The sequence below is a fragment of the uncultured Helicobacter sp. genome (genome assembly GCF_910577135.1).
Lineage (GTDB): Bacteria > Campylobacterota > Campylobacteria > Campylobacterales > Helicobacteraceae > Helicobacter_C > Helicobacter_C mastomyrinus.
In genome coordinates, this window is the sequence record NZ_CAJTLL010000001.1 from 135,520 (window position 1) to 161,484 (window position 25,965).

Below are 25,965 nucleotides of genomic sequence, written 5' to 3' on the forward strand. Positions count from 1 at the left end.
CATCTTGCTAAGAAAGTTTAAGAACCTTATTCATTGGGGTAATAACCCCAAGCCCGATATTTCCCTCTCTAGTGAACTATATCAGCAGCTCAAGCCCTTTCGCCTCCCGCTTATTCTTGTCCAGCTTTTCCTCCTCTTTGGCACTTTAGGCTATTTGATATTAGAAGATTATGACTTGATGAGGGCATTTTTTCAAACCTCTTATACCTTTACAAATACTGGTTTTGGCTCATTAGGAGAGGATAAGTTTGGCACGATTACGATTATTTTCACAGCAGTGCTTATGGTATGCGGTGCGGGAGTGGTAACCTTTAGCGTGGCGTTTATTATGAGTGTAATCAATAATGGCACACTCATTAAATTGATTAAGGAGCAGAAAATGATTTACAAAATCGCGCGGCTGCAAAATCATTATGTGATTTGCTATCATAATGAATTTACGATACAACTCGCCCAGCAGTTTTTAGAATCCCATATCCCCTTTGTTGTCGTGGATAATTCTCCCGATTTTGAATCCCAAGCGCAAAAATGCAAATATCCCTATTATATTGTCGATGACCCACATACGCATATCGCTATGCTAAAGTCTCATCTCTCAAGTGCAAAGGGCATTGTGAGCTTTTCTAAAAATGCGGCGGACAATATCACAATGGTAGTGAGTGCGCGACTATTTGAGGAGGAGCTAGGGCGCAAACCCTATTACATTATCGCTAGTGCAAATTCCCAAGAGGAGGATAAGAAATTAAGGAAGTTGGGCTGTGATTCTGTGATTTCTGCCTCTAAGCTTATGGCACAGAGAATCTCCGCTATGGCGGTGCGTCCAGATATGGAGAATCTACTAGAACGTTTTCTTTACCACCGCGATACGCCCTTAGATTTAGAGGAGATTATCGTTCCTCGCTATTCGTGGCTTGTGCTAAAAAAGCTTAAAGAAGCGCATTTCCGCGATGTTACAAATGTTTCTGTGGTGGGACTTACGCAAAAAGATGGCACCTATATCACTATGCCTAATGGCAATACAATTGTCTCAAGCGAGTGCAAACTCCTTGTGATAGGCGCGAGTGAGAATATCCGCTCCACTAAACGTTTGATTATGAAAAAGCAAAAACCCCAAGAGGTGGATTATGTTTGATATTATTCCTATCAAGGGCGGAATCAACGCACCGCAAGGATTCTATGCTGATGGTGTGAGCGCGGGGCTAAAGGCTGCATTGCCCGATGGGAGCAAGGCACTTGATGTAGCCTTTTTGTATAGTGAAGATGCCTTGATACCTTTTACACTTTTTACAAGCAATACCTTTGAAGCCGCTCCTATCACACATTTTAAGCGATTTGTGCAAGGCAAAGCAAGTAATTTTGTGCTGATTACGACTAAAAATGCAAATGCAATGACAGGTGAGAGAGGCATACAAGATGTGTGTGAAATTTTAGAATCTCTCAAAGCGCAATTTCCTTTTGTACAAAATCCCATTATGTCTAGCACAGGCGTGATAGGGCAGTATCTCCCCAAGGCAAAAATTATAGAATCTTTTGCATTATTTAAGCCCCACGATAGGGATAATAAAGCCCACACAAGAGCCGCTGATGCCATACGCACCACTGACGCCTTTAGCAAAGAAATCGCCTTAAGAGTTAATCTCCCAAATGGGCAGAGCTTTTGTATCGGGGCGATGGCAAAGGGCGCGGGTATGATACAGCCCGCCCTTGCCACAATGCTATGCTTTATCACCACAGATGCCACACTTCCAGCAGATTCTGGAGATAGAATCTTGCGTGAATGTGTCAAACATAGCTTTAATGCCATTAGCGTAGATGGCGATACAAGCACCAATGATTCTGTATTTTTATTTGCCAATGGACGCAGCGGGACATATAATGAAGCAGCGTTTAAAGAAGCTCTCAAAATGCTCCTGCACAAACTTGCCACAGATATGGTGCGCGATGGAGAGGGCGCGAGTAAGCTTGTAGCCTTTGAAGTCAAAGGTGCAAAAGATGAGGCAGAAGCGATAAAGGCAGCAAAAGCCCTCACAAGCTCACTTTTAGTGAAAACCGCCATTTTTGGTGGAGACCCAAACTGGGGGAGAATCGCCTCTACGATAGGTGCTAGTGGTGTGGAATGCGCACAAGATTCATTGAGTATTGCCTTTGATGATGTTGTGGTATTTGATAGAGGGGAGATTCGCTTTGATGAGAAGATGGAATCTAAGGCAGCAGCGGTAATGCAGAAAGAAAGTTTTAGGATTACTTGCGATTTAGGCAAAGGGAAAGGGCGATTTGTCGCGTATGGCTGTGATTTAGGATATGAATATGTCAAAATCAATGCCGATTATAGAAGCTAATGCTTCATTTTAGAGGAATTTGCCATAAAGACCAGCGTAATATCGCCCGAAGTGATAGGCTATTACCAAAAATATCTTACAATAGAATCTTAATTTATTTTCACAAGGAGTAGGTATGTTTCACGAATATAGAGATGAGGTTACCGCGTTAAAGACGAGCAATGCGCATTTTGCAAAGATTTTTGATGAGCATAATGAGCTTGATGATAGAATCAAAAAGATTGAAGATGGCGAGGAGCTAATGAATGATATGGAGCTTGAAGTGTTGAAAAAGCAGAAATTGCGCCTCAAAGATGAAGCGTATGCGATGATTTTAGAATATCGCAAGAGTCATTAATTTAGCGCCGCTACGCCTCCTTGCCTCGTAGCCTATGTCTCTATACTGCTACAACTAGCTAGGGAGTATTCTCTCACAGGAAGCAAATCTTATGGCTAAGATGTTATCTTTTTTATTGAGCGAATTCTTAAGGTTTGGAATCTAAGCTTCACACGAAGCCTAGCTATAGGTATGCTAGACAATCTCAATATAAGGGTAAATTTGCGTTTTCTTTTCTTTGCATTATATGCTGCCTTTTTACTCTGTGCCTGTGCCTCTTATAATCCGCAAGAGAGTTTCCAAGCCTCCCCGCTTAGCTTCTCACAAAGTAAAGTAACCCTGCAAAAAGCCTATAAGGAGCAAGACTTTAGAGAGGAATTTTATTGTGGTGTGGAGTTTGAACCAGATACCTTGCGTATCCTTCCTTCAAAGGACTATACCCCACGCAATGCTCTAACCAAAGCAAATAAGCCAAATGTCCGTGCTCAAAGGATAGAGTTTGAACATATTATGCCAGCCCATCGCTTTGGTAACACATTGCCTTGTTGGCAAAATGGCGGAAGAAAGGCTTGTGCTAAAGATAAGGAGTTTAGGCAAATGGAGGCAGATATGCGGAATCTTGTCCCTGCTATTGGCGAGATTAATGCCGATAGGAACAATTTTAGCTTTGATGAGCCTCCTATTGATATATCTTATACGCAATATGGGGCTTGTGAAGTATATACGGACTTTAAAACGAAGAAATTTTATCCCAGAGTAGAGAGTAGGGGAATTATCGCTCGAATCTATCTTTATATGAGCAAACGTTATGATATAAGGCTCTCCAAAGAAGAGGAAAGCCTTATGCGTAAATGGGATAAGCTCTATCCACCAAGTGATTATGAAAAACGGCTTTTGCGAACTCAAGGAGCATTACCCTGATTCCTGCACTTATTAGCTAAACCTACTATGTAGTCTTGCTTTGCGCGATATATTAGCACTTGATAGATTGTATATACCGCTCTAGGATAATACATGCACTTAGGGAATCTATCCTGCCATCTTTTTGTGCTTTTGCTCGATTCTCCCGCTTCATATATGCTAGAGATTCCAAAGCCTCAATACTACTATAATCCTCATTGATAAAGCATATCTCGCCCTTAAAGGTCAGCAATCCCACAAAATGCTTTATGCGCTGCATCATCTCTGTGTGTCCTGATTCACCGCCACTTGGTAGCCCTACGATAAGCTGCTCTATCTCATATTCACACAGAATCTTATCGAGGTCGCTTGCTGCTTGATGTCGATTGAAGCGTATAATAGGCTCTAATGGAAAGGCAATACCCGCTTTATATATCGCTAATCCTATACGTTTAAGCCCCACATCACACGCTAGTAACTTCATCACTTCTCCCTAAGGCACACGGATAGTGCCAGATTCTCGCATAATTTTGCCCTCTAATTCATATTCATAAATCTTCTCTCCAAATCGCGCAAAAGCCTCCTCAAAGCTAGGGTTGTTTGCACAAAAGAGCAAAACCTCATCATCACACCGCGACACACTCGCCCCAAATATAGATTCTATAAAATCATCTATATTATATATACCCTGTGCCTTGCCTTGCGCTAAAAGGTGGTTTGTCCCCTCGCTCTCACCTATGCGATGAGGTAGCACAAAAAGCGGTTTGTTAAGCTTCATCGCGATTCGTGCACTCTGCATAGAGCCGCTCATCATATCTGCCTGTGGTATCACCACATAATCGCTTAAGCCTATCACAAGGCGATTTCTATCTAAAAAGCTGTATTGATGAGGCATATAGCCCTTATCGTATTCGCTCATTACGAGGGCTTGCTCCATCATTTGCTTTATCATTTTTGCATTGCTCTTAGGATAGATGATATCTAGTCCTGCGGGAGAAAACATAATCGTGCGTGGAAAGGCATAAGTATGAGCGATAATATCCACGCCCAGCGCCCCACCGCTTACCACTATACCACTATGTTTAGCAATACGAGTAGCCAAAGTAGCGACAAAGGATTTTGTGTAGGGATTGGGTTTGCGTGAGCCGACAATAGCGATTTTTGGAGCGATTTGTGAAATGGGTTTGGAGGTGATTGTCTGGGTGGCTTTATGGGTGGTACTTACAGCTAGGTTAGATTCTAAAAGATTATTGAGTGCTTCGCAAGACCCGCAGTAATATAGCTTTTGCGGAGGATTAGGCAGCTGCTGCAAACCTTTAGGCATATCTTTTAAGGATAACTCTTTAAAGGATATAGAATCTATGTATGTTTGCATTAATTGGGTCGAGTAAATGGAGCGCGGACATAGCGCAGAGTTTTATTAGCAACTAAATAAGTTTCTAAATCACTAGGTGAGATAAGCTCTATTTCCTCTTTGATTTCATCACTCATTTGGGCTAATGCCTGAAATGTGCCGCTATTAGGGTGGCAAATAGCAATCGCGTAGCCTTTATTTTGGGCTTTAGTGATGAGAGAGCGAATCTGTGCCTTGATATAGGCTATATGTGTTTCATTGTCTAAAAACACATCACGTGCCATAATAAGCCTATCCTGCTCCATTGAAATTCTCTCGCTTACAGGGGTGCTTGTGGTAACACTATCGATAAACTTCAAATTAAGCTCATCAAAGGCTTCTAGGAGATTGCGCATATCATCATAGCTTTGAGTGAATTTGCTGCCAGTGTGGTTATTAAGATACACAAGATGAGGAAAATCTGCCTTGATTCCTATAAGAGCGTGTTTTATCGCTTCTTTATTTGCACCTACACGAATGGGGGCTAACTCACTTTGAGAAAATTGCTGTGCCTCAAGCGGGAGATGCACCATAAAGCTTTTGCCTTTTTTGTTAAGATATTCTGCAAGTTTTGGTGTGGTAGGATTATGCCTTGTTCTAGGGAAAATTGAGGGTGTGATATTTAGCCCTAAATGCTCTAGTTTGTAAATTTGCTCTAAGCTTGTAAGATCATCCATAATGAGCAAAACCTTTGGTTTATCATAAACCTTAGCTACATAGGGTTGCGAGGTGTAAGATTGAGGCACTTGCACACTCTCCCACATCTGTGTCTTAAGATTCTCTCCTATATCGATAAAATTATCATTATGAAAGCGAGATAATGCCCTCTGCACACTTGAAACAAGAGGGTGGCTACTCACTTTTGTAGCGATATTTCGTAGAGTTTCGACATTCACAACAGAATCTGCCCTTAAATAGCATAAAGCAAAAATGAAGCAATATAATATTCTCATTGTTTTTTCCCTAATGTGATTTGCACTTCCAATGTGCTGATATGCTGATTGCTATTAGTGCTAAATTGTATATCGCTTTCTTTTGTTTGGGTATATTTTTGCACCACTTGTAAAATCTCTTTTTTCATATCCTCTAGATAGGGGAGATTCGCGCTTCGCTCGTGTGATAAAACAAGCGTAAGCCGCTCTTTTGCCATTGAAGCACTTTTTGGCGAGTTATTAAACATTCCCCACAAATTCATTTGAAAATCCTTTTTAATGCTCCTATTACGCCTTCGCTTTCTAAGGATTCAAAGGCTACTTCCTCTCCTAGAATCCTCCTTGCAACGCGCATATAGGCTTTGGCGCTTAGGGATTGCGTATAAATGACAGGCTCACCTGTGTTTGTCGCACTTACAATCTTGTTATCCTCTGGTATAAGCCCAATAAGAGGCAGAGCAAGTATATTAAGCACATCATCAACATCTAGCATTTCACCCTTTTTGACAAGCTCTGGCTTAATACGATTAATGATAATATACTTTTCCACCTGCTCGTTATGCTGTGCTTTAAAGGATTTTGCATCAATAATACCTATTACCCTATCACTATCACGCACAGAGCTAACTTCTGGTGTAACGACTATCAATGCCCTATCTGCATATAATATGGCGTGTTCAAATCCCCCCTCAATCCCCGCAGGAGAATCAATCAAAATATAATCAAACTCTGCCTTTAGCGCTTCAATAAGTTTGCCTACTTTATCTTTATCAAGTATAGTTTTATCTTTAGTTTGTGAAGCTGGAAGGAAATAGAGATTCTTTGTCTTTTTGTGATTAATGAGGGCTTGAGAGAGATTGCATTTGCCCTCCATCACATCGATTACATCATATACGATGCGGTTTTCTAGCCCAAGTAGCATATCAAGATTCCGCAAGCCGATGTCAAAATCCGCCGCCACGACCTTTTTGCCTATTTTTTCTAACTGCATAGCCAAGCCTACGCTTAGATTTGCCGTAGCAGTGGATTTACCTACACCACCTTTGCCTGAAGTAATAGTAATCACTTGTGCCATATCTCACTCCCATAGGATTTAATATGCCACCTGTAAATACCACGACACTGCGCCCGCCATAACCCTTAAAGTGAGGCTAAAGCCTTACACACTAAAGATTGTTAAAATATGAGGGTATGTTTTAGTTTTTGTAGCATATTGTTGTAATCTTATAAGCATTATCTATTCCACTTCGCCTTATTATAATGGGTGCAGCCTACATCAAATCCGCTATCACAAGCTTTTTTATAGTATTTTAATACTTAAGAAACATCACTCTTACAGATTCTAAGCCGTGCTCATAGATTCCCCAGCAATCAAACACGCACTACGAGCGATATTTTCCACATTTACCTCACATTTATAGGTATGTTGAGAATTCTCACCAAGCTTTGCCAAAGTTTTACAATTTGCCTTTATATCACTCCCACAAGCCTGTAAATATGCTCTAGGGCTTTTGCTATCCTTTCTTACCCTGCCAAGCCCCTGCATTTCCCACAATTCCAGCTGATAGCAACGATGTATATCTTGCGATTCACAACCCTTTTGCAACAGCATTCGCGCCTTTGTGCGATTCTTATTCACGCCTGATATATCCTGATAATAATAAAACACTAAGTTCCCACACGCTATACCTAGCCCCATCTCACAATGCTTTTGATAGACTTTGCCATATTCATTAAGATTCTCTGTGTCGCTGGATTGCTCTAAAAACTTTAGGTTTTCACATCCTGCCTTAAAACCATACTCACAAGCAAGTGCGCTATATCGCTTTGCTTATATAATATCTTGTGTTAGTCCTTGTGCGTGTTCATAAAGCATAGAGAGATTATAGCAACCCTGCTATCTTTTAGCTCAATAGCTTATCCCTAGCACACGGCAACCAAAAGCGGAATCTAACGCACAAGCCTTGAGCTCATATTTATGCAACAGCTCTCGCTTTTTCAGGAATAGATTCAAAAATGCCTAGCCACACCTCGCTCATAGCGATTTCATACGATTGCCTTTGTCGCTTTTTACTTGTGGCATTTGTAAGACAAGCCCTGCTATTTGCAGATTCTACATTTAGCATAGGGAATGGGTCTTTGCTGCTCTTTTTTGATATGTTCGATATAACCCCACTCCACCAAACCACTCTCCACATTCACTAAGGCTAAAAATAAAGTGATAGCTCACAATATGCAGTTTGCCCTGATTAGCTCAAATAGTGAAGCAAGGAGAGCATTAACGCATAAAATAAAGGCAAGAAATATCTATTTAAAGCACTTATTCACTTTACTTTCGCGCTTTACCAGCAATGATAAAACGCAGGGCATTAAGCTTAATAAACCCTGCCGCGTCCTTTTGATTATATACAGAATCTTCCTCAAAGGTGCTGTATGCCGCACTGAAAAGTGAATTTTTAGATTCCCTGCCAATGACTATCACATTGCCCTTATAGAGTTTTAGCCGCACTACCCCGCTTACCCTTTGCTGTGTCTTATCGATTAGAGCTTGAAGCGCCTCACGTTCAGGGCTAAACCAATAGCCATTGTAAATAAGCTCAGCATATTTAGGCATAATAGAATCCTTTAAATGCGCCTCCTCTCTATCAAGACATAAAGATTCTATGGCACGATGAGCCTTAAGGTAAATGCTCCCGCCGGGCGTCTCATAGCAGCCCCGAGACTTCATACCCACATAGCGATTTTCTACTAAATCAAGTCGTCCAATGCCGTGCTTCCCGCCTAGCTCATTGAGTTTGCCCCAAAATGCCGCCGGGCTTAAACGCTCTCCATTTATCGCCACACCATCGCCCTTTTCAAAGGTAATGCTTATACTCTCTGGCTCATTTGGGGCATTCATAGGTGAGACACTCCATCGCCACATATCCTCTTCAGGCTCCACATTTGGGTCTTCTAGAATCTGCCCCTCATAGCTAATATGGAGTAAGTTTGCGTCCATTGAATAGGGCGATTTGTTTGCCTTTTTCTCAATGGGAATCCCTGCAGATTCTGCATACGAGAGGAGCTTCTCGCGACTATTCAAGTCCCACTCTCTCCACGGGGCTATAACTTTAATATCTGGGTTAAGCGCATACGCGCCGATTTCAAATCGCATTTGGTCGTTGCCTTTGCCTGTGGCTCCGTGAGCGATAGCGTCCGCCCCGACTTTTTGGGCGATTTCTACCAATCTCTTAGCAATCAAAGGACGCGCGATGCTTGTGCCTAGCAGATATTCACCCTCATATATCGTATTAGCGCGAAACATAGGGAAAACAAAATCCCTGATAAATTCCTCTCTCAAGTCCTCAATAAAGATATTTTCTTTCTTTATACCAAGTTTTAATGCCTTCTCTCGTGCGGGTTCTACCTCTTCACCCTGCCCGATGTCTGCGGTAAAAGTTACCACCTCGCAATGATAATTATCTCCTAGCCATTTGAGGATTACACTCGTATCTAACCCACCGCTATATGCTAAAACGACTTTTTTAATTGCTGCCATTTGCCACTCCCTTGTTTAGAATCTAAGGCAGGTATTATAATAAAAATTCTCTAAACTTTAAGGACAAACAGGCAAGTCTTTCTCTAGGCTTAAAATAAGAGCTACTCTACTCTAGCTTCACGCTTTTTATAAATCATAATCCCAAAGGGCACAAAGAGGACAAAAGGCAGCAGCTCACACATCGTTTTTAAAGCGGTGGCGAAATCTACGCCATAGTTTGCGACCTGCACATAGAGCTTCAAATAATGGCTGATAGGCAAGATCGTATGCCAAAAACTTGCAAACTCTCCCATAGAGTTTAAAGGAAAGGTAAGCCCTGTAAATGCAAAGCTTGGAGCGCAATAAATCGCCGCTATGGCAAGGGCGCGAGTATGGTCGCGAAAGAGCGCATAGGCAAATACCCCAACCCCCGAGTAGCCTAAAATCGTAAGCAACGCTCCGCCATACAAGACCAAATAGCTCCCGCGGAAGCTAAAGCCAAGTGCGGTAAAAAATAGCATCATTATCACCCACCAAAATGAGAATATTCCCGCATAGGCACATACTTTTGTGAGGATATACACCCCCGCGCTAATGCCTTGAGGCATTTGACTTTGCTTACCCTTCACAAAGCCCACATCGCTTTCATCACGTGCGAGAGCATTAATCACACATAAAATTACGAGCATAATCCACGAGCAAGGCAGAATCCCTGTGAGCAAAAACTGCGAATAGCTGTTATTGATATTATAAAGGGGAGTGATTTGCATAAGAATAGGGGAGCTTTGCGCTAATGCAGCATTGAGATTATGTGTCTCGATGAGATGAGTGCCTAGCTTTGCCTTGACATTACTTGTCGCAATAAGCTGCTTAAACGCCCCCTCAATAGATTTAGCGATAAGCACTAGCTGCGCGTTATAATAAATAGGAATATGGCTAAGCACCCCCTTTTTGCTCCGCGCTTCAAGCCCATAAGGAAAAATAACTAAAGCATAGATTTTGACATTGCTTATATCAGCTTTTGCCTCTTCAAGGCTGCTAAACTTCTGCGCGACATACATTGTGGGAATGCTATCAAGGTTGCTTATAAGCTCTCTGCTTAATGGGCTTTTGTCTAAATCCACTACGCCAATAGGCGCAGCCCTCACAAAGCTTTGTGAAAATACCGCCCATACAAAAAGCCCAAGCAAAAGCGGTGCGAGAGTGCAAAGAAACACAGAGAATCTATCATGAATAAAGCCATTAAATTCGCGTCTAAAAAATGATAAAAACTCCAAGAAATGCGCTTTTATCGCCATTTTTAGCTTTTGTTTGCTATTTTTCACATAATATCCTTGCTAAGCTGCGCCTCTCTCTCACATTGGAGTAGCCATATAAACACCTCTACCACGGCATTATACATTTCAGGCGGGATATGGGAATCTAGTGGCACATCAAAAAGAGATTCTACAAGCAAATGATTAGTAAAAAGTGGCACATCAAAAGCCTTTGCCTTAGCGATAATACGCATAGCAAGTTCATTTCTGCCCTTAGCTACTACACGTGGGGCATTGTCATTTACTGCATTGTAGCTAAGGGCAACTGCTTTTTTATCTCTCACGTATCTTTCCTTACAATGTGCTTAATAGCTCAATGAAGCCATATCTATCTCACTCCACGAGAAAGAATCGGGCTTGTTTTGCATTATCGTGCGAAGTGTGCTAACAACGCTACGCGTGATAATATCTGTCTCAAGATTCACTCTCCTACCAATGTGAAACTTCCCAAAAAGCGTATTTTGCAAGGTATGAGGGATAAGAGTAAGCTTAAAGGCGTCTTTTGTAGATTCTACAACCGTTAGACTAATCCCCTCTATGCATATAGAGCCCTTAGAGATAATGTATGAAAGCACTTCTTTAGAAGATTCTATCCAAAAATCGCTTGAATCCCTATGGTGCTTAATGTCTGTAATACGCCCTATACCATCGATATGCCCCTGCACGATATGCCCATCAAATCTATCTCCCACTTGCAAAGCTGGCTCTAAATGCACGAATGCTCCTTGTGCGTAGTTTTCTGTGGCGATGTGCTTTTGTGTGTGTGTGCTTAACTCCATTACCATACCACCTTGAAAAACCCTTATAGCCGTGAGACAAGCCCCATTAATCGCAATAGAATCTCCTATGTGCGCTTGATTATACGATGTGAGAATTTCAAGTGTGTTATTTCTAAAAGACTTCACTTGTGCGATATACCGAACCAATCCACTAAACATCATCTTTCCTTATAGAGTTTCTTTGATATTTAATTTTAACATAGCTTAATTGTGCTAGAATTTCGCCTTTTATTCTAACATATCAATACCAATTAAAAGGATTTTACCCGCGATGAGTGCGAGAGAACCTATACCATTTGATTATATGATAGACACGCATTGTCATTTAGATTCCAAACAATTTGAAAATGACTTAGAGCAAGTGATTGAACGCGCCCTAAGCCATAAAGTGCGCAAAATCATCATTCCGGGCGCGGATATACGCACTTTACCCCAAGCACAAGCCATAGCACACAAATATGAGAATGTGTATTATGCCACAGGGGTGCATCCCACGGACATTGAGCTCTTTGATGAATTGGTACTAAAAGACGCGCTCAAAGATAACAAATGTATCGCTATTGGGGAGTGTGGATTAGACTATTATTATTTGCCAAAGATAGTAGAGGATTCTGCAGAATCTATAATGCAGCAAAGAGAAGCCATTAAGCAGAGACAAAAGGAATGTTTTATCGCACAAATTGAACTCTCTTTATCCTATCAAAAGCCCCTTATCGTGCATATACGTGAGGCAAGCAATGATAGCTTTGAGATTTTACAAAACTATCCTTTAGCTTATGGGGTGTTGCATTGCTATAATGCGGATAGAATCTTGCTTGATTTACAGGAGCGGTTTTATTATGGTATTGGCGGGGTTTGCACGTTTAAAAACGCAAGCCGACTTTTAGAGGTGTTGCCCCTACTTCCAAAGGAACGTATCGTGCTTGAAACAGACGCGCCCTATCTCACGCCTCACCCACACAGAGGCACACGTAATGAGCCCTATCACATTCCGCTGATTATGGCACAGATTGCTAATGTGCTACAAATGAGCGAAAAAGAAGTGATAGAATCTAGCACAGCAAATGCTTTAAGACTCTTTAAGGAACTTAATGATTAAGCAAAAACAAGGAGCTTTGATGTCTATATTATTGCGCGTAGCTTGTGCGTGGATACTTATTTTTTGCACTGCTTTAAGTGATGAAGGGGATATTTATGCTCTTACTTATAATAAAAGAACAAATAGTGTTCTTAACTCCTTTGGTGTGCATACAGGGTTTATCATCAGTATGGCGGATACACAGAGGGTGCAGAAAATCGAGGAAAAATGGCAATATTTCGTGCAGAAATTTACCAAAAGCTATGAATTTATCCCTGTGCTGAAAAATATGATGGCAAAAGAGGGAGTGCCACAAGAGTTTTTATTTCTCGCTATGGCAGAATCCGAATTTACTCTCACAGCAAAAAGTCCTAAAAAAGCTATGGGTATGTGGCAGATTATGCCCGGAACGGCTAAGGGCTTGGGCTTAGAGATTAATAGCTATATTGATGAGCGAAAAGACCCGATTAAAAGCACAGAAGCAGCAATAAAGTATCTTAAGTATCTCTATGATGCCACAGGCGAGTGGTATTTAGCCGCTATGGCATATAATTGTGGATTAGGGCGATTGAAAAGAGGTATAGAAGAAGCTGGTGGTGATAGCTCTATAGGGACATTGCTTGATGAAGAGGCACAATACATTCCAGCAGAAACGCGCAATTATATCCGCACGATTTTAGCTATGAGTTTGCTTTTTAATGATGTAGATTTTTTAAGGGCACAAAATGTAGATTATTTACTTAATCGTGGGGTAACTGATAGTATTGCAAGTGTAAGCGTTAAGGGTGGTATCTCGCTAAGTGCTATTGCTAAAAGTGCTAAGATTCCATTAAATGAACTACAAAAATATAATCGCCATTTTACACGTTCTATCCTCCCGCCGGGCAATCGATACTATAATGTCTATTTGCCTTATGATAAACTTCGCATCTTTAAGCAAAATTTCAAAGAGGATTATCCAGAATCTGTGTTTGTAACACATATTGTGCAAAAGGGTGAGAGCCTTAGCGTAATCGCGCAAAACTATAAAGTATCCATCAAAGAATTGCAAGATATTAATGGCATTAAGGGCTCGCATATACGCATTGACCAAAAGCTAACTATTCCCGTCCTAAAGGGAAAGAAAGCTACAATCGCAGATGGACGATAAGGAGGTAAATTATGAAAAAGGTAAATATGATGAGAATATTTTTATATCCTTTGTTTATGGTGGTGTGTTGCATAGGATTCTTAGGCTGTTTGGAGAAAAGTGCAGATTGGAATGATAATGCTAAAAGCACAAAGGGCTTTAATGATAGCTTTGATGATTTAGATGCCTTTAATCAAGGTATTACGCCTAATATCGGGGGCAATTCTATGAGGGAATCTCCAGCCATTCAAGAAGCCACAATGCGCCCCTATCAAGTCGCAGGGAAGTGGTATTACCCTGAAAAGGTAAGTTTAGGCGACAGCTTTGATGGCTATGCGAGCTGGTATGGGGAGGACTTTCATACCAAGAAAACCTCTAATGGTGAAACTTATAATATGCACGCTCACACTGCCGCACACAAAACCTTCCCTATGAATACGGTGGTAAAGGTGTTAAATGTAGAAAATGGCAAAAGCACAATTGTGCGCATTAATGATAGAGGACCATTTGTAGAGGGGCGCATTATAGATTTAAGCTCTGTGGCAGCTCACGATATTGATATGGTCAAAGTTGGCACAGCAAAAGTGCGTTTAGAAGTCATTGGTTTTGGTGGGGTGATAAATAAAGATGTAAAACAAGCCGTGCAAAATGTGCAGAGTGATGATATATTAAAAAGTGAATTTCAAGTATCAAGCACACCAAAATCTGTCAGTGGCGGGGATTTCGCCATTCAGGTGGGAGCATTTAGACGATATGAGGGGGCGCAAATCACACAGGAGCGATTCTCTCACACACCACCTTATCAAAGCGTGATTAAGGAATTTGAGCTTGATGGTGCGCCTATCTATCGGGTATTTTTGAGAGGATTCCAAAGTGAGCAGGAAGCAAGGGATTTTTTAAAGAAAAATCCGCAGATTCAGGGAGGATTCTTTATCCGCAATTGAGCTAATTGCAAGGAGTAAGGCAATGAAACAAGATAATATCATACAAAAGAGTCGCAAGACAAAAGAGACAGATATTGCCTTAAGTGTGCTGCTATATGGCAGTGGCAAGGCAAATATACAAACCCAAATTGGCTTTTTCAACCATATGCTTGAAGCCCTCACAAAGCATTCATTGATGGATATTACTTTGCAATGCAAGGGCGATGTATTTGTCGATGGGCATCATAGCATAGAAGATTGCGGTATCGTGCTAGGGGCGGCATTAAACGAAGCTATTTACCCCGCACAAGGCATTGAGCGATTTGGTAATGCAAGTGTGGTGATGGACGAAGCTTGCGTAGAATGCGATATTGATGTGAGCAATCGCCCATTTTTAGTCTTTGACACGCATAACTACACGCTCCCATTTAAAGGTATGGTAGGGGAACTTGATGTAGAACTTGTGGAGGAGTTTTTCCGTGCAATTTGCTTTAATGCACATTTAAGTGCACATATCGTGCTTAAACGTGGCAAGAATCTCCATCATATCATTGAGGCGATGTTTAAATCCTTTGGCGTGGCATTCCGCCGTGCATTGAGTGAAAATCCTAGAATCTGCATTCCCTCTACAAAAGGTATCCTATGATAAAACTCCTTGTCTTTGATGTCGATGGGACATTGAGCGATGGCAAGGTGTATTATTCCCAAAGTGGCGAGGAGATAAAGAGCTTTGATATACGCGATGGATTAGCGATCAATGTATGGAATCGCCATCTTAAACGTGCTAGTGCGATTATCACAGGAAGAGAATCTGCAATGGTGCGCAAACGTGCGCAGGAGCTAGGTATAGCGCATATTTATATGGGCGTAGAGGATAAGGGTAAGGTGCTTAGGGCATTGCTTGAAGAGCTACATTTGCAAGAGAATGAAGTAGCCTGTATTGGCGATGATTTGAATGATTTAAGTATGTTTAGACAATGTCGCTTTGCCTATATGCCAAAAAACGGTGCAAAGGCGTTAAAAAAATATGCCTACAAGGTGCTTTCATCACTTGGTGGCGATGGAGCGGTACGAGAAATGATAGAAGATGTCTTAAGGCTCAATAAGGATAAAAAACTTGAAAAATATTTCTTATAGAATCTATACATTTTTTATTGCTTTATTATGCTTTAGCTTAGGAAGTATAGTGTTTTTCACACAGGATAATGAGCTACATAAAGCCATTGGCAAGGAGATTCCTAATATTGAAATCAATAACTTCACACTCTATTTGATAAATCCCCAATACACACAAGCTATTTCGTGGGGGACAAGGGCATTGCGCTTTGAAGAACACGAGGAGATTTATGAGCTTTTTATGAATCAACTTAATAATAATTTTAATGAATATATATATGCCCCTTTTGTATATAGTAAAAATCATATCTACACCTTTTCGCAAGGTGTAGATTATCTACGTTTAGATGGATTGTATTTTTGGAGCAAATGGGCGACTTATCATTACGCCACGCGTATTTTTAGAGGCAGGGGCGATTTCATTTTGCACAATTCCACGACACAAGCCATAGGGCAGAATATCTACTATAATATACTGCAACATACCATTAAAGCAGATTCTATACGAGCAAATATCACTATGGAGGGCAAATAATGTATAAGATTTGCCCTATAATAATGTGTGTGTGTATGTGTGCTGCTGCTACCTCGTCGCATCTAGAAGTGAGTGCAAAAACAATACAAAGCGATTTAAAAAAGGGGCAGACGATACTAAGTGGCGAAGTGATGATAATAAAGGGTGAGGATAAACTATGGGCTGATGAAGTGGTGATACAAACTGATAAAAAGAATCAACCTCTTACATACACGGCTATTGGCAATGTGAGATTCTATACCAAAATGCCTGATAAGAAAATCAAAGGGAGGGCAAAAAGGGCAGTGTATGATGTGCAAAAAGATGAATATCAACTTTTTAATAATGCGATGATTGAGGAGGTGGGGAAAAGTAACGCCATTAGAGGTAATATCATCACGCTTAATCCCACAACACAAGAGGCTTCCGTGAAAGGCTCAAATCAAAAACCTAGTGTGCTTACCTTTATTATGGAAGATGATAAAAAAGAGTGAAATATGGTGCAAGTGTTGGAATCTCGTTTTTTAAGCAGTGCAAGCAGTATCGATAACGCCCCATCACCCAGTACTACGGAGATTGTATGCTTAGGACGTAGCAATGTGGGCAAAAGCACCTTTATCAACGCGCTTTTAAATAAGCCTTTAGCAAAAAGCTCCGCCACACCGGGCAAAACACAGCTTATTAATTTTTTTTACTCTTTATGGGCGATGAGAAATGAGCGCATTCCATTGACTTTGATTGATTTGCCCGGATTTGGGTATGCAAAGGTAAGCAAAAGTCTCAAAAATGAATGGCAAAAGCATTTATTGCCATTTCTAAGCAATCGCCCATCAATTAAACTCTTTTTACATTTAGTAGATTCAAGACATACAGATATGGAGGCGGATATAATGATGAATGAAGTGCTTAAAAGTATATGTCGTGGCGATAGTCGCATTATGAGAATCTACACTAAAGCTGATAAACTCACGCAATCTGCTCTCAATACCCTTAAAAGTAAGATAGAGAATCTATCGCATAATGAGACAGATTCACAGCAGATATATCACTTTCTTTTTAGTGCCACTGCAAAAAATCATCGCAAAATGACCTCTATTGCTAATATGCGTGAATCTATCATTACCCACACATTAGGATACTCAAATGGCGTATAACATTATCAAACCCACACTTGCAGACATACCTGCTATGCGAGAAATTGTCAATATTGAAGTGAAAAATGGCAATATTTTAGAGCGGAGCGAAGATGAAATGGCAAATGCTATCCGCTCCTATCATATAATAAAAGATGATGAGAGTGGGGAGATAGCGGGATTTTGCGCTTTGTATATTTATTCCAAGGATTTAGCAGAGGTACGCTCTTTGGTTGTAAAAGATACTTTGCGCGGACAGGGCTTAGGGAGTAAGCTCATACAAAAGGCTATCGATGAAGGCAGGGCGTTAGGGATAAAGGAGATTCTCACTCTTACCTATCGAGCGCATTTGTTTCAAAGGCTAGGTTTTGTTATAATAGACAAATCACTTTTGCCAAATCACAAAATATGGGCGGATTGTATCAAATGCAAACATTTTCCAATATGCGACGAAATAGCACTTATAAACAAACTCTCATAAGTATCCTACTCTTTGTAGGATTTTATGTCTATGAGAGTGTAGCGAGTATGCAGATGTGGCTACCACCATTTATTGGCGTGTGTTTAAGCCTGTTTATGCGCTTTGACAAACAAGATAATTTTTATGGATTTTTAGCTGTTGTTTTAGGTGTGATACTCATAGAAGCAGAGAATAATCTCCCTATGGGTATGCTTTTAGGCTTGTTTTTATTTTTATCATTTTTGGTGATTCCGCGCATACAGGCTGTGCTCGATACACCTCGTATTGCTCGGGCTATTTATGTGGTTTTAGCTTATGTGGGATTTTACTTTCTGGCTCTTATGATAGATGGCTTAATGGGAAGTAGTATCGCGCCAAATATGTGGATTGTGCTTTATTATATGTTTATTGAGATTATTGTAGTGATGTTTGTATGAATACACGTTATGCAATTCTTGTTATTTGTATGGTGATAGTGTGGCTTATCATCAGCATACGTTTGTTTGTTATTAATGTGATTAATCACGAGTATTATGAAAAATTTGCCGAAAAAAATGCCATCAGGACAGAAGTTTTGCTCCCTATGCGTGGCTTGATTGTCGATAGGAACAATGAGCCTTTAGCCATTAATGAACTAGGATTTTCTGTATCATTAGTCCCTAAGATTCGAGATAAAAGTATTCTTGAGCGAGAAATACAACATATCGTGTCATTTCTGCCACATTTGGATAAAGATAATCTTTTAAAACTCTACGAAAAGAACAATCACGCCTATAATCACAATCCTGTGGAATTAGTGCATTTTGTGCCTTATGCACAAATGCTAGGAATCTACGCCCATCTTAAACGTTCCTCTTATGTGATTGTGGCGGCAAATAGCAAAAGATTCTATCCTAATGAAAGCACCGCCTCCCACGTAATCGGCTATGTGGCTAAGGCAAACAATAAAGATATTCAAAATAATCCATTATCAGCATATAGTAAGATTATAGGTAAAGAAGGTATAGAAAAAACATATAATACCTACTTACAAGGTGAGGCTGGATATAGAAAATCACAAATTAACTCTTTGTATAAAGAAGTGAAACTATTACAAGAAGATAATGTGCTTAAACGCAATGATTTGCGGCTTTCACTTGATTTGAAACTGCAAGAAAGTATTGATGCAGAATTTACACAACGTTCTGGAGCAGTTATAGTAATGAATGTACACAATGGGGAGATTCTCGCTGCAGGTAGTTACCCAGAATATAATATTAATTATTTTGTTGATGGTATTAGCCATAAAAATTGGCAGGAATTAATAGAAAATGTGCATAAGCCCCTGATTAATAAGCTCGTATATGGTCGCTATCCACCCGGCTCGGTTATTAAAATGGGTATGTTGCTTAGCTTTTTAGAATTTGCAAATATTAATGAAAACTCCGTGATTCAAACTCCAGCTTTTGTTGAATTTGGAAATCGAAAGTTCCGCGATTGGAAAGCAGGAGGACACGGCAGTGCTGATGCAATCAAGGCAATTAGAGAATCTGTAGATGTATATTTTTATATCCTCTCTCAATATACGGGGATTGAAAATATGGCAAATGTGCTTAAACAAATGGGTATTGGTAGGCTTACGGGAGTGGATATTCCCAATGAGGTAAGTGGGATTCTGCCCACACCTGAATGGAAACTAAGGCGATATGGAGAGCAATGGTATACAGGCGATACAATTACTACATCAATAGGACAGGGCTATTTTCTCTCCACACCTATACAGATTGCGCGCTATACCGCCCTTATAGCTTCTGGTAAGCTTGTAACACCGCATTTTGCTAAAGATTTCAATGGAGAGCAAGCCGTATTTGCGACTAAAGATGTGCTCAACGATGTGCAAAAATCAAAACTTAATGTTTTGCGCAAAGGTATGTATCAGGTTTGCTCTATGCCGGGTGGGACAGCATACTCCCGCGCACAAGGCTCACAAGTAAAGCTTGCATGTAAGACAGGGACAGCTCAAGTAGTGGGTATCCCCCAAGATGTGCAAAAACGTATTAAAGAATCCGAAATGGAATATTTCCATCGCTCTCACGCTTGGATTACTGCATTTTTACCCTATGAAAATCCACAATATGCAGTAACCATTCTAATAGAACACGGTGGGAGTGGTGGGAGTGGCGCACCTGTGCTTGTGAAAATCGCAAATAAGCTTAAAGAGCTAGGCTATGTCAAATAAGGAGCACAGATGAAGCATATAGTAGATTCTAAAACGATTTTGATTACAGGCGGCACAGGGAGCTTTGGCAAAAAGTGCGTAGAGATACTCTTAAAACGGCATAATCCTAAAAAAATTATCGTTTATAGCCGCGATGAGCTAAAGCAATATGAAATGGCACAGATGTTTAATGATAAGAGAATGCGCTATTTTATCGGTGATGTGCGGGATTTATCACGTCTTGAGGTAGCCCTTAGTGGTGTAGATATTTGTATCCACGCAGCAGCCCTAAAGCACGTGCCGATTGCAGAATACAATCCTATGGAGTGCATTAAAACTAATATTGATGGCGCGAGTAATGTTATTAGCGCGTGTTTAAGCAATAATGTCAAGCATATCATCGCCCTAAGCACAGATAAAGCGGCAAATCCCATCAATCTCTATGGCGCTACTAAGCTGTGTTCGGATAAACTTTTTATCACAGCAAATAATATCAAGGGGAGCAAGGATTCAAAATTTAGCGTGGTGCGCTATGGCAATGTCGTAGGCTCACGCGGTTCTGTTATTCCATTTTTTCAAAAGCTAATTAAAGATGGCGCCACAGAACTGCCTATCACTGATGAACGTATGAGCCGATTCTTTATCACTTTAGAATCTGGGGTAAATTTTGTGCTAGAGAGTTTAGAGCGAATGCACGGAGGAGAAATTTTTATCCCCAAGATTCCAAGCATAAAGATTACTCAACTTGCTAAAACTCTCGCCCCGCATTTGCCTCATAAAATTATTGGTATCCGTCCGGGAGAAAAACTACACGAAGTGATGGTGCCTCGTGATGATTCTCATTTGTGCGTAGAATTTGATAGATTTTTCATCATTATGCCAACGATTAATTTCCAAACACCAATCAATTATCATAAAACGTTTAAAGGCGAGTGTGGCGTGAGTGTAGCCTCTGGATTTGAATATAGTAGTGAGAGCAATTCGTGGTGGCTTGAAGCTGATGATATTCTCAAAATTATTCAAAAATGATAAAAATTTAAGTAAAAATTTAGAAAATAGATTCTACAATTCCGCGTTTCCAAATTCTCATTAAAGGATACAAAATGATTTCAAATGAAATTGTAAAATTGCTCAATGAGCAAATCGCAAAAGAAATGTATGCGGCTAATCTCTATTTGAGTATGAGCTCTTGGTGCTATGAAAATAGCTTTGATGGTGCAGGGTTGTTTTTATTCCAACACGCCGATGAGGAAAGCGGACACGCTAAACGTCTTATCACTTATTTGAATGAAACAGATTCAAAAGTAAGCATTGGGCAAGTAGCCGCTCCAGAATCTAACTTTAATGGCTTACTTGATGTGTTTGAAAAAACTTACGCCCACGAGCAAAAAATCACTCAATCTATTAATGATTTGGTAGATTTTACACTCAAAAACAAAGATTATTCTACATTTAATTTCTTGCAATGGTATGTCAGCGAACAGCACGAAGAGGAAGCACTTTTCCGCGGTATCGTAGATAAAATTAAGCTTATTGGTTCTAAAGATGATGGTCCCTATCTTGCAGATAGATTCATCAAAGATCTTGCGAAGTAATCTCAAAATAAGCTTTTCTTTGCTAGATTCTCTCATACAAAGCCCTAAATTTTAGGGCTTGATAGGAGAGTATATGCAGCATATTTTCACAAACAAAAAAATCCTTATTTGCATTAGCGGCAGCATTGCTGTATATAAAATGCTTGATTGTATTTCACAGCTTTATAAATACGGCGCAGAGATAAAAGTTGTTATGAGCGATGAAGCCTGTAAGTTTGTGAATCCTCTTAGTTTTGAAACCCTAAGCCATCACATCGTCCTTGTTGAATCTAATCAAAGCTGGGCAAATGCAGATACAGAGGGCATTAATCATATCGCTTATGCTAAATGGGCGGATATTGTGCTTATCGCTCCGGCAACGGCTAATACCATTGCAAAAATCGCCTGTGGTATAGCAGATTCTGTCTTGCTTAGCACACTTCTAGCCGCTCCAGCGCCAAAGATTCTAGCTCCCGCGATGAATACAGCTATGCTCTATGCCCCTCAAACACAGCGCAATCTCGCTACATTAGCACAAATGGATTATCACATTATCCCTTCACGCTCGGGTGTGCTTGCCTGTGGCGATGAGGGAGATGGCGCACTTGCGGATATTGATGAGATTATTTTTACCCTAGCTCAAGCCCTCACTACAAGGAGCGCATTTTGGGATAAGAGAGAGGTGATTATTAGCGGTGGTGGCTCAAAGGAGAACATTGATGAGGTGCGCTATATCTCTAATCACAGCAGCGGCAAACAGGCAAGTGCATTAGCCTTAGCGCTTTTTACATTGGGTGCGAGGGTAACGCTTATCTCAAGTGCCTTTCCGTTAAAACTCCCTCTGGCTATCAAATGTGTGAATGTCCAAGATGTGCAATCCTTTGATAATGCTATAAATAACGCCCTCCACACTATAGATTCCAAGAAAAAGCCTATTGTGTTTATGGCAGCAGCTCTCGCAGACTATGCCCCACCATCTCAAAAGGGCAAACTCAAAAAAGCACAAATAGGTGAGATTCTACAGCTTACCTGCCATAAGACAAAAGATATTCTTGCCTCTATTCCACCTGATATTGCCTATAAAGTGGGCTTTAAGGCGGAGATTGATGACTTAGAGGCACAAAACTACGCACAAGATATGTTACAAGCAAAGTCCGCTCAAATGGTGTGTTTAAATGTGATTAGCGAGGAAAATCCCTTTGGGAATGATAATAACAGCATACAGCTCATCACACATAAGGGCGTAGAAACGCTTAAAGGCTCAAAGTTTGAAGTGGCTTTAGGGATTGCTGTAAGTTTAGAATCCCTCCTTAAGTGACAGGATTGACAAATGATAGGCGCATTGCAAAAGATTTCCACCGCGCTCAAAAGCACACAAACGCCCACTACCTATAATGCCTCATTGCCTATTTTGATTAAGGTATTAGCAAAGCTAAAGGGCGATATGTATCTTTTGCAAATTGGCACACAAAAGATTGAGACAAAAAGCTATAAGCCCCTGCATATTGGGGAGCGATATTGGGGTGAAATGGGGCGAAGCTCCCTAGGGCATATTGCATTAAAAAACCTCATCGCGCAGCCTAAAATTATGGAAATGTTTTTTGACGCACCACTTAAATTTTCATTACAGAATCTGCAGGAAATGGGAGAAAAGAGTGATATTTTTGAAGGATTTAGAGATTTTTTGAGCTATAAACTCGCAGAAGCAAAAAGCAGGGAGGAGTTCATTTTTTTAAGCCATCTTTTGCTTGGACTAAAACATGGTGTGCTAAGCCTTGTGATTGATGAGAAAAATGAAGTGTTACAAATGAAAAGATATGGCACGAACAAAGTGCGATTTAGCGCAATAATGCCGCTTTTGGGGATTGTGGAGGGGGAAATTGGTGTGCATAAAGAGGGCAATACGCTTGATATGAAAGTGCTTTATCAAAGCACAAAAACGCTCCTTGAGCAGAATTTGAATAAACTTAAGGGCTTTAAGATTGGCAAAATCAGCATTAATACCCACCTTAGCCCATTCTATGAGTATAAAGAAGCCCTGCTTGATGTGCGCGGATAATGAGACAATGCTTTAGCTTTTGTGTCTGCATAGCTTTATCATATAGCCCTATTTTTTAGAGCACTTCATCTTGTAGAGCAAAACTTACAAATACCTAAAAAGCAGACTTTAGCTAAAGCTAATGCTTTACTATCATAGCGTTTGCAAATATAGCTTCACATTTTGTTTCTTTTGCTGTGCGGATATATTATCCCCCTCCTTTTGGAGATTACCTTGCCTTGCCTTTCTTTTCTCCACTCCTTAAGAGAGATTCCTTTCTCTATTCCCCCTCCCACAAGGGAAGGGGCTTTTTTGTTCTCCTTCTATTATAGAGTTTATATTGTTTTATCCTCCCTTGCAGAATTTCTTTCACCTTTTGTTCCCCCCCTCCCAAAGCGAAGGGGGTTAGGGGATGGGAATAAAAATATATTTAATTAAAGAGAGTAGGAGAATTTAAAGTCTTTCCCCTTAAGTGAAGCATATCGTTGAATCGGGGGGGGGATATATTCAAACGTGGGTAGTGTGTGGGAGGAAGATCTTAAAGATTCTAAGCAAAGAGAGAAAGCGTTTTGCATTTTTATAGTTTTCTATAAAAATTAAGCGGTATTAATGTGAATCTTGATATTTCTCTCCCCAACTTTTAAGCGCATCAAGCACACTCTCTAGGCTTTGCCCTAGCTCTGTGAGAGAATACTCCACTTTTGGTGGCACTTGCGGATATACCTTGCGCTTAATGAGCTTTGCTGCTTCAAGTTCTCGTAGATTCTGTGTGAGCACATTTTGGGATATATTTTGATTTTTTGTCTCACTCGCTAGTTTTTTAAGCTCCCCAAATCGCTTTGTGCCACTGAGTAAATCGCGTATGATGATAAGCTTCCATTTGTTACCAATAAGATTGAGGCTTGTCTCCACAGGACAGGGTGAAACATAGGCATTCATCTACACTCCTTATAAAAAATCTATAAAAATTATATCACAGATTTTCCCTATTTTACATAAAGGTATAGAAAATCTAACTACATTATAATTTTATACCTACTTGATTTTAATAACTAAGTGTATTTATAATGCTAAGTGCAAAAATCATTTTGCAATGTTTTATTATATTAAGGAGCATCAATGAAAATAGCGATTTTATGTGCGAGTGGTAAAAGTGGCAGATGTGTATTAGAAGCAGCATTAAGGGCAAACTTGGAGATTGTGGCATTTGTCCGTAATCGCGCAAAGGCGGATTTCCCCGCAAATGTAAAGCTTGTAGAAAAGGATATTTTCGCATTAGATTCACAAGATTTGCAGGGCTTTGATGTGATTGTCGATGCCTTTGCTGAATGGGTCAATTTAGAGCTGCATATAAAGCATATCAAGCATTTAGTGCAGATTTTGCAAGGCAATAAGGCGCGATTTATCATCGTGGGCGGTGCGGGAAGTCTCTATATGGAGAGTTCGCACACTACAAGGCTTATGGATACGCCTGATTTTCCAGCTGAATATTTAGGCGTGGCAAAGGCTACGGCTGATGTGCTAGCATTTATCCGCACACAAGATTCTCTTAATTGGCTTTATATCTCCCCTGCGGCGATATATGACTTTGAGGGGGCAGAGAGTGGCAAATACGAGATTATAGGCGAGGAATTTAAGCTAAATGCGCAAAATCAAAGCTATATTAGTTACAAAGATTATGCTCTAGCGCTTATTGAGATTGCTACAAACACAAATTTTGAAAGCAAATATGCTAAGAGGCGCATTTCACTCCTTGCAAAATAATTAGGGCTTTAGCCCACTGCTTAACTGCAAAAAAATGCGAGGATTGCAAAATTATTAGCAAGATACGTGGGGGATGAGTGTGTTATTGAGGTTATTAAATCGCCCATAAATAAAAAAAGGGGGCATTGGCAACACTTGGTAAAGCTTTTCAATCAAAATCGATAATCTTGCACTCACCTTTATCTATGAGTTCTTGCCTAAGATTTGTTAGATAGGAAGTGAGGTTACCTATCATAGCAGTTTGTAACTCTTGCACTTTGATTAAAACTTCATTCTCTCTATGGTAGCTTTTACCATTTATGTCAGTGAAGGATACGACATCGTAGCTACAACGCGTTTCTGCATATACATTATCTATATATTGGCAAATAAATTTAGATTTCTCATCGGCATTGTATTCCCTGTTTGTTACCCTAAATTCAATCTTGCCTCCGTTCATATACTCTTCCCACGACTTATCTTTACAAACATATCTATCCTTTGCGTATAGAGATGAACCCATTACCAAACCTAAACCTAAAGTTAAAACTAATCTTTTCATATTTAC

The 25,965-nt window shown here is 40.3% G+C and carries 33 protein-coding genes; 20 read left to right on the forward strand and 13 right to left on the reverse strand.

What is annotated here, in order from left to right; translation table 11 throughout:
* The first annotated feature begins 4 nt into the window (after positions 1–4).
* The 4 genes from QZ289_RS00620 (at position 5) to QZ289_RS00635 (ending at position 3,576) form a co-directional block, all read left to right on the forward strand.
* Positions 5–1,132 (forward strand): TrkA family potassium uptake protein, encoded by a 1,128-nt coding sequence (locus QZ289_RS00620; protein WP_295697994.1) that lies wholly within the window; start codon positions 5–7, stop codon positions 1,130–1,132.
* Positions 1,125–2,339 carry a bifunctional glutamate N-acetyltransferase/amino-acid acetyltransferase ArgJ gene (argJ, locus tag QZ289_RS00625; protein ID WP_295697997.1) on the forward strand — a complete coding sequence of 405 codons (1,215 nt, stop codon included), beginning with the start codon at positions 1,125–1,127 and terminating at the stop codon, positions 2,337–2,339. The genes QZ289_RS00620 and argJ overlap by 8 nt, the downstream gene beginning before the upstream one ends.
* A gap of 115 nt (positions 2,340–2,454) precedes the next feature.
* Positions 2,455–2,676: a YdcH family protein gene (locus QZ289_RS00630; RefSeq protein WP_295697999.1), complete on the forward strand. Its 222-nt coding sequence runs from the start codon at positions 2,455–2,457 to the stop codon at positions 2,674–2,676.
* Between the two features lie 201 nt (positions 2,677–2,877).
* Complete coding sequence (locus QZ289_RS00635; protein ID WP_295698001.1) at positions 2,878–3,576, forward strand: endonuclease; 699 nt, start codon at positions 2,878–2,880, stop codon at positions 3,574–3,576.
* 52 nt (positions 3,577–3,628) lie between these two features.
* Here QZ289_RS00635 and ruvX read toward each other — a convergent pair whose 3' ends face one another.
* The 11 genes from ruvX to ribE all read right to left on the reverse strand — a co-directional run bounded on the left by ruvX (position 3,629) and on the right by ribE (position 11,651).
* Positions 3,629–4,039, reverse strand: coding sequence for a Holliday junction resolvase RuvX (ruvX, locus tag QZ289_RS00640; RefSeq protein ID WP_295698003.1), 411 nt, complete (start codon positions 4,037–4,039; stop codon positions 3,629–3,631).
* Positions 4,040–4,048: 9 nt separating this feature from the next.
* A complete protein-coding gene (locus QZ289_RS00645) occupies positions 4,049–4,930 on the reverse strand; it encodes a DNA-processing protein DprA (RefSeq protein ID WP_295698005.1) in 882 nt (293 codons plus the stop codon).
* Positions 4,930–5,901: a divergent polysaccharide deacetylase family protein gene (locus QZ289_RS00650; RefSeq protein WP_295698008.1), complete on the reverse strand. Its 972-nt coding sequence runs from the start codon at positions 5,899–5,901 to the stop codon at positions 4,930–4,932. Before QZ289_RS00650 ends, QZ289_RS00645 begins: the two co-directional genes overlap by 1 nt.
* Positions 5,898–6,143 (reverse strand): cell division topological specificity factor MinE, encoded by a 246-nt coding sequence (minE, locus tag QZ289_RS00655; protein WP_295698011.1) that lies wholly within the window; start codon positions 6,141–6,143, stop codon positions 5,898–5,900. Before minE ends, QZ289_RS00650 begins: the two co-directional genes overlap by 4 nt.
* On the reverse strand, positions 6,140–6,955 hold the full coding sequence (minD, locus tag QZ289_RS00660; protein ID WP_295698014.1) for a septum site-determining protein MinD: 816 nt from the start codon (positions 6,953–6,955) through the stop codon (positions 6,140–6,142). The genes minE and minD overlap by 4 nt, the downstream gene beginning before the upstream one ends.
* A gap of 267 nt (positions 6,956–7,222) precedes the next feature.
* The gene (locus tag QZ289_RS00665) at positions 7,223–7,579 is read right to left on the reverse strand and encodes a hypothetical protein (protein WP_295698016.1); all 357 of its coding nucleotides are present in this window, start codon (positions 7,577–7,579) and stop codon (positions 7,223–7,225) included.
* A gap of 277 nt (positions 7,580–7,856) precedes the next feature.
* On the reverse strand, positions 7,857–8,006 hold the full coding sequence (locus tag QZ289_RS00670) for a hypothetical protein (RefSeq protein ID WP_295698019.1): 150 nt from the start codon (positions 8,004–8,006) through the stop codon (positions 7,857–7,859).
* Positions 8,007–8,209: 203 nt separating this feature from the next.
* Positions 8,210–9,418, reverse strand: coding sequence for an argininosuccinate synthase (locus QZ289_RS00675; protein ID WP_295698021.1), 1,209 nt, complete (start codon positions 9,416–9,418; stop codon positions 8,210–8,212).
* Between the two features lie 101 nt (positions 9,419–9,519).
* On the reverse strand, positions 9,520–10,722 hold the full coding sequence (locus QZ289_RS00680; protein WP_295698023.1) for an ABC transporter permease: 1,203 nt from the start codon (positions 10,720–10,722) through the stop codon (positions 9,520–9,522).
* Positions 10,719–10,997, reverse strand: a complete 279-nt coding sequence (locus QZ289_RS00685; protein ID WP_295698026.1) for an EscU/YscU/HrcU family type III secretion system export apparatus switch protein — start codon at positions 10,995–10,997, stop codon at positions 10,719–10,721. The genes QZ289_RS00680 and QZ289_RS00685 overlap by 4 nt, the downstream gene beginning before the upstream one ends.
* Before the next feature lie 21 nt (positions 10,998–11,018).
* On the reverse strand, positions 11,019–11,651 hold the full coding sequence (gene ribE, locus QZ289_RS00690; protein ID WP_295698029.1) for a riboflavin synthase: 633 nt from the start codon (positions 11,649–11,651) through the stop codon (positions 11,019–11,021).
* A 145-nt stretch (positions 11,652–11,796) separates the two neighbouring features.
* Here ribE and QZ289_RS00695 point away from each other — a divergent pair, with 145 nt between their 5' ends.
* The 15 genes from QZ289_RS00695 (at position 11,797) to QZ289_RS00765 (ending at position 23,675) form a co-directional block, all read left to right on the forward strand.
* A complete protein-coding gene (locus QZ289_RS00695; protein WP_295698152.1) occupies positions 11,797–12,591 on the forward strand; it encodes a TatD family hydrolase in 795 nt (264 codons plus the stop codon).
* Positions 12,592–12,610: 19 nt separating this feature from the next.
* On the forward strand, positions 12,611–13,720 hold the full coding sequence (locus QZ289_RS00700) for a lytic transglycosylase domain-containing protein (RefSeq protein WP_295698032.1): 1,110 nt from the start codon (positions 12,611–12,613) through the stop codon (positions 13,718–13,720).
* Between the two features lie 11 nt (positions 13,721–13,731).
* Positions 13,732–14,643, forward strand: coding sequence for a septal ring lytic transglycosylase RlpA family protein (locus QZ289_RS00705; protein ID WP_295698034.1), 912 nt, complete (start codon positions 13,732–13,734; stop codon positions 14,641–14,643).
* A 22-nt stretch (positions 14,644–14,665) separates the two neighbouring features.
* Entirely contained in the window at positions 14,666–15,268 is a 603-nt protein-coding gene (gene hisB / locus QZ289_RS00710; RefSeq protein ID WP_295698037.1) for an imidazoleglycerol-phosphate dehydratase HisB, read from the forward strand.
* A complete protein-coding gene (locus QZ289_RS00715; protein ID WP_295698040.1) occupies positions 15,265–15,759 on the forward strand; it encodes an HAD family hydrolase in 495 nt (164 codons plus the stop codon). Before hisB ends, QZ289_RS00715 begins: the two co-directional genes overlap by 4 nt.
* On the forward strand, positions 15,740–16,273 hold the full coding sequence (locus QZ289_RS00720; protein WP_295698043.1) for a hypothetical protein: 534 nt from the start codon (positions 15,740–15,742) through the stop codon (positions 16,271–16,273). The genes QZ289_RS00715 and QZ289_RS00720 overlap by 20 nt, the downstream gene beginning before the upstream one ends.
* On the forward strand, positions 16,273–16,746 hold the full coding sequence (gene lptA / locus QZ289_RS00725; RefSeq protein ID WP_295698046.1) for a lipopolysaccharide transport periplasmic protein LptA: 474 nt from the start codon (positions 16,273–16,275) through the stop codon (positions 16,744–16,746). The genes QZ289_RS00720 and lptA overlap by 1 nt, the downstream gene beginning before the upstream one ends.
* A 3-nt stretch (positions 16,747–16,749) precedes the next feature.
* Complete coding sequence (yihA, locus tag QZ289_RS00730) at positions 16,750–17,406, forward strand: ribosome biogenesis GTP-binding protein YihA/YsxC (protein WP_295698048.1); 657 nt, start codon at positions 16,750–16,752, stop codon at positions 17,404–17,406.
* Positions 17,396–17,866, forward strand: a complete 471-nt coding sequence (locus tag QZ289_RS00735) for an N-acetyltransferase (RefSeq protein WP_295698051.1) — start codon at positions 17,396–17,398, stop codon at positions 17,864–17,866. Before yihA ends, QZ289_RS00735 begins: the two co-directional genes overlap by 11 nt.
* Complete coding sequence (locus QZ289_RS00740) at positions 17,830–18,282, forward strand: hypothetical protein (protein ID WP_295698052.1); 453 nt, start codon at positions 17,830–17,832, stop codon at positions 18,280–18,282. Before QZ289_RS00735 ends, QZ289_RS00740 begins: the two co-directional genes overlap by 37 nt.
* Positions 18,279–20,063, forward strand: a complete 1,785-nt coding sequence (gene mrdA, locus QZ289_RS00745) for a penicillin-binding protein 2 (protein WP_295698054.1) — start codon at positions 18,279–18,281, stop codon at positions 20,061–20,063. Before QZ289_RS00740 ends, mrdA begins: the two co-directional genes overlap by 4 nt.
* Before the next feature lie 18 nt (positions 20,064–20,081).
* Positions 20,082–21,071, forward strand: coding sequence for a UDP-N-acetylglucosamine 4,6-dehydratase (inverting) (pseB, locus tag QZ289_RS00750; protein ID WP_295698154.1), 990 nt, complete (start codon positions 20,082–20,084; stop codon positions 21,069–21,071).
* A gap of 74 nt (positions 21,072–21,145) precedes the next feature.
* Complete coding sequence (locus tag QZ289_RS00755; RefSeq protein WP_295698056.1) at positions 21,146–21,637, forward strand: ferritin; 492 nt, start codon at positions 21,146–21,148, stop codon at positions 21,635–21,637.
* 73 nt (positions 21,638–21,710) lie between these two features.
* Positions 21,711–22,934: a bifunctional phosphopantothenoylcysteine decarboxylase/phosphopantothenate--cysteine ligase CoaBC gene (gene coaBC, locus QZ289_RS00760; RefSeq protein ID WP_295698058.1), complete on the forward strand. Its 1,224-nt coding sequence runs from the start codon at positions 21,711–21,713 to the stop codon at positions 22,932–22,934.
* Between the two features lie 12 nt (positions 22,935–22,946).
* Positions 22,947–23,675 carry a hypothetical protein gene (locus QZ289_RS00765; protein WP_295698060.1) on the forward strand — a complete coding sequence of 243 codons (729 nt, stop codon included), beginning with the start codon at positions 22,947–22,949 and terminating at the stop codon, positions 23,673–23,675.
* Between the two features lie 585 nt (positions 23,676–24,260).
* Here QZ289_RS00765 and QZ289_RS00770 read toward each other — a convergent pair.
* Positions 24,261–24,593, reverse strand: a complete 333-nt coding sequence (locus tag QZ289_RS00770) for a helix-turn-helix domain-containing protein (protein WP_295698064.1) — start codon at positions 24,591–24,593, stop codon at positions 24,261–24,263.
* A 180-nt stretch (positions 24,594–24,773) separates the two neighbouring features.
* Here QZ289_RS00770 and QZ289_RS00775 point away from each other — a divergent pair, with 180 nt between their 5' ends.
* On the forward strand, positions 24,774–25,418 hold the full coding sequence (locus tag QZ289_RS00775; RefSeq protein WP_295698067.1) for an NAD(P)-dependent oxidoreductase: 645 nt from the start codon (positions 24,774–24,776) through the stop codon (positions 25,416–25,418).
* Between the two features lie 148 nt (positions 25,419–25,566).
* Here the strand turns inward: QZ289_RS00775 and QZ289_RS00780 are convergent, their stop codons facing one another.
* Positions 25,567–25,959 carry a hypothetical protein gene (locus QZ289_RS00780; protein WP_295698070.1) on the reverse strand — a complete coding sequence of 131 codons (393 nt, stop codon included), beginning with the start codon at positions 25,957–25,959 and terminating at the stop codon, positions 25,567–25,569.
* Positions 25,960–25,965: the final 6 nt, after the last annotated feature.

Excerpts from the sequence above, each read along its gene's own strand:
- yihA (WP_295698048.1), top strand. The coding sequence starts at position 16,750 with ATGGTGCAAGTGTTGGAATCTCGTTTTTTAAGCAGTGCAAGCAGTATC.
- QZ289_RS00740 (WP_295698052.1), top strand. The coding sequence starts at position 17,830 with ATGCGACGAAATAGCACTTATAAACAAACTCTCATAAGTATCCTACTC.
- QZ289_RS00770 (WP_295698064.1), bottom strand. The coding sequence starts at position 24,593 with ATGAATGCCTATGTTTCACCCTGTCCTGTGGAGACAAGCCTCAATCTT.
- lptA (WP_295698046.1), top strand. The coding sequence starts at position 16,273 with ATGTATAAGATTTGCCCTATAATAATGTGTGTGTGTATGTGTGCTGCT.
- QZ289_RS00700 (WP_295698032.1), top strand. The coding sequence starts at position 12,611 with ATGTCTATATTATTGCGCGTAGCTTGTGCGTGGATACTTATTTTTTGC.
- QZ289_RS00630 (WP_295697999.1), top strand. The coding sequence starts at position 2,455 with ATGTTTCACGAATATAGAGATGAGGTTACCGCGTTAAAGACGAGCAAT.
- coaBC (WP_295698058.1), top strand. The coding sequence starts at position 21,711 with ATGCAGCATATTTTCACAAACAAAAAAATCCTTATTTGCATTAGCGGC.
- ribE (WP_295698029.1), bottom strand. The coding sequence starts at position 11,651 with ATGTTTAGTGGATTGGTTCGGTATATCGCACAAGTGAAGTCTTTTAGA.
- QZ289_RS00735 (WP_295698051.1), top strand. The coding sequence starts at position 17,396 with ATGGCGTATAACATTATCAAACCCACACTTGCAGACATACCTGCTATG.
- QZ289_RS00645 (WP_295698005.1), bottom strand. The coding sequence starts at position 4,930 with ATGCAAACATACATAGATTCTATATCCTTTAAAGAGTTATCCTTAAAA.
- QZ289_RS00650 (WP_295698008.1), bottom strand. The coding sequence starts at position 5,901 with ATGAGAATATTATATTGCTTCATTTTTGCTTTATGCTATTTAAGGGCA.
- argJ (WP_295697997.1), top strand. The coding sequence starts at position 1,125 with ATGTTTGATATTATTCCTATCAAGGGCGGAATCAACGCACCGCAAGGA.
- ruvX (WP_295698003.1), bottom strand. The coding sequence starts at position 4,039 with ATGAAGTTACTAGCGTGTGATGTGGGGCTTAAACGTATAGGATTAGCG.
- minE (WP_295698011.1), bottom strand. The coding sequence starts at position 6,143 with ATGAATTTGTGGGGAATGTTTAATAACTCGCCAAAAAGTGCTTCAATG.
- mrdA (WP_295698054.1), top strand. The coding sequence starts at position 18,279 with ATGAATACACGTTATGCAATTCTTGTTATTTGTATGGTGATAGTGTGG.
- QZ289_RS00780 (WP_295698070.1), bottom strand. The coding sequence starts at position 25,959 with ATGAAAAGATTAGTTTTAACTTTAGGTTTAGGTTTGGTAATGGGTTCA.
- QZ289_RS00775 (WP_295698067.1), top strand. The coding sequence starts at position 24,774 with ATGAAAATAGCGATTTTATGTGCGAGTGGTAAAAGTGGCAGATGTGTA.
- hisB (WP_295698037.1), top strand. The coding sequence starts at position 14,666 with ATGAAACAAGATAATATCATACAAAAGAGTCGCAAGACAAAAGAGACA.
- QZ289_RS00765 (WP_295698060.1), top strand. The coding sequence starts at position 22,947 with ATGATAGGCGCATTGCAAAAGATTTCCACCGCGCTCAAAAGCACACAA.
- QZ289_RS00715 (WP_295698040.1), top strand. The coding sequence starts at position 15,265 with ATGATAAAACTCCTTGTCTTTGATGTCGATGGGACATTGAGCGATGGC.
- QZ289_RS00695 (WP_295698152.1), top strand. The coding sequence starts at position 11,797 with ATGATAGACACGCATTGTCATTTAGATTCCAAACAATTTGAAAATGAC.
- QZ289_RS00675 (WP_295698021.1), bottom strand. The coding sequence starts at position 9,418 with ATGGCAGCAATTAAAAAAGTCGTTTTAGCATATAGCGGTGGGTTAGAT.
- QZ289_RS00755 (WP_295698056.1), top strand. The coding sequence starts at position 21,146 with ATGATTTCAAATGAAATTGTAAAATTGCTCAATGAGCAAATCGCAAAA.
- QZ289_RS00705 (WP_295698034.1), top strand. The coding sequence starts at position 13,732 with ATGAAAAAGGTAAATATGATGAGAATATTTTTATATCCTTTGTTTATG.
- QZ289_RS00670 (WP_295698019.1), bottom strand. The coding sequence starts at position 8,006 with ATGCTAAATGTAGAATCTGCAAATAGCAGGGCTTGTCTTACAAATGCC.
- QZ289_RS00665 (WP_295698016.1), bottom strand. The coding sequence starts at position 7,579 with ATGGGGCTAGGTATAGCGTGTGGGAACTTAGTGTTTTATTATTATCAG.
- minD (WP_295698014.1), bottom strand. The coding sequence starts at position 6,955 with ATGGCACAAGTGATTACTATTACTTCAGGCAAAGGTGGTGTAGGTAAA.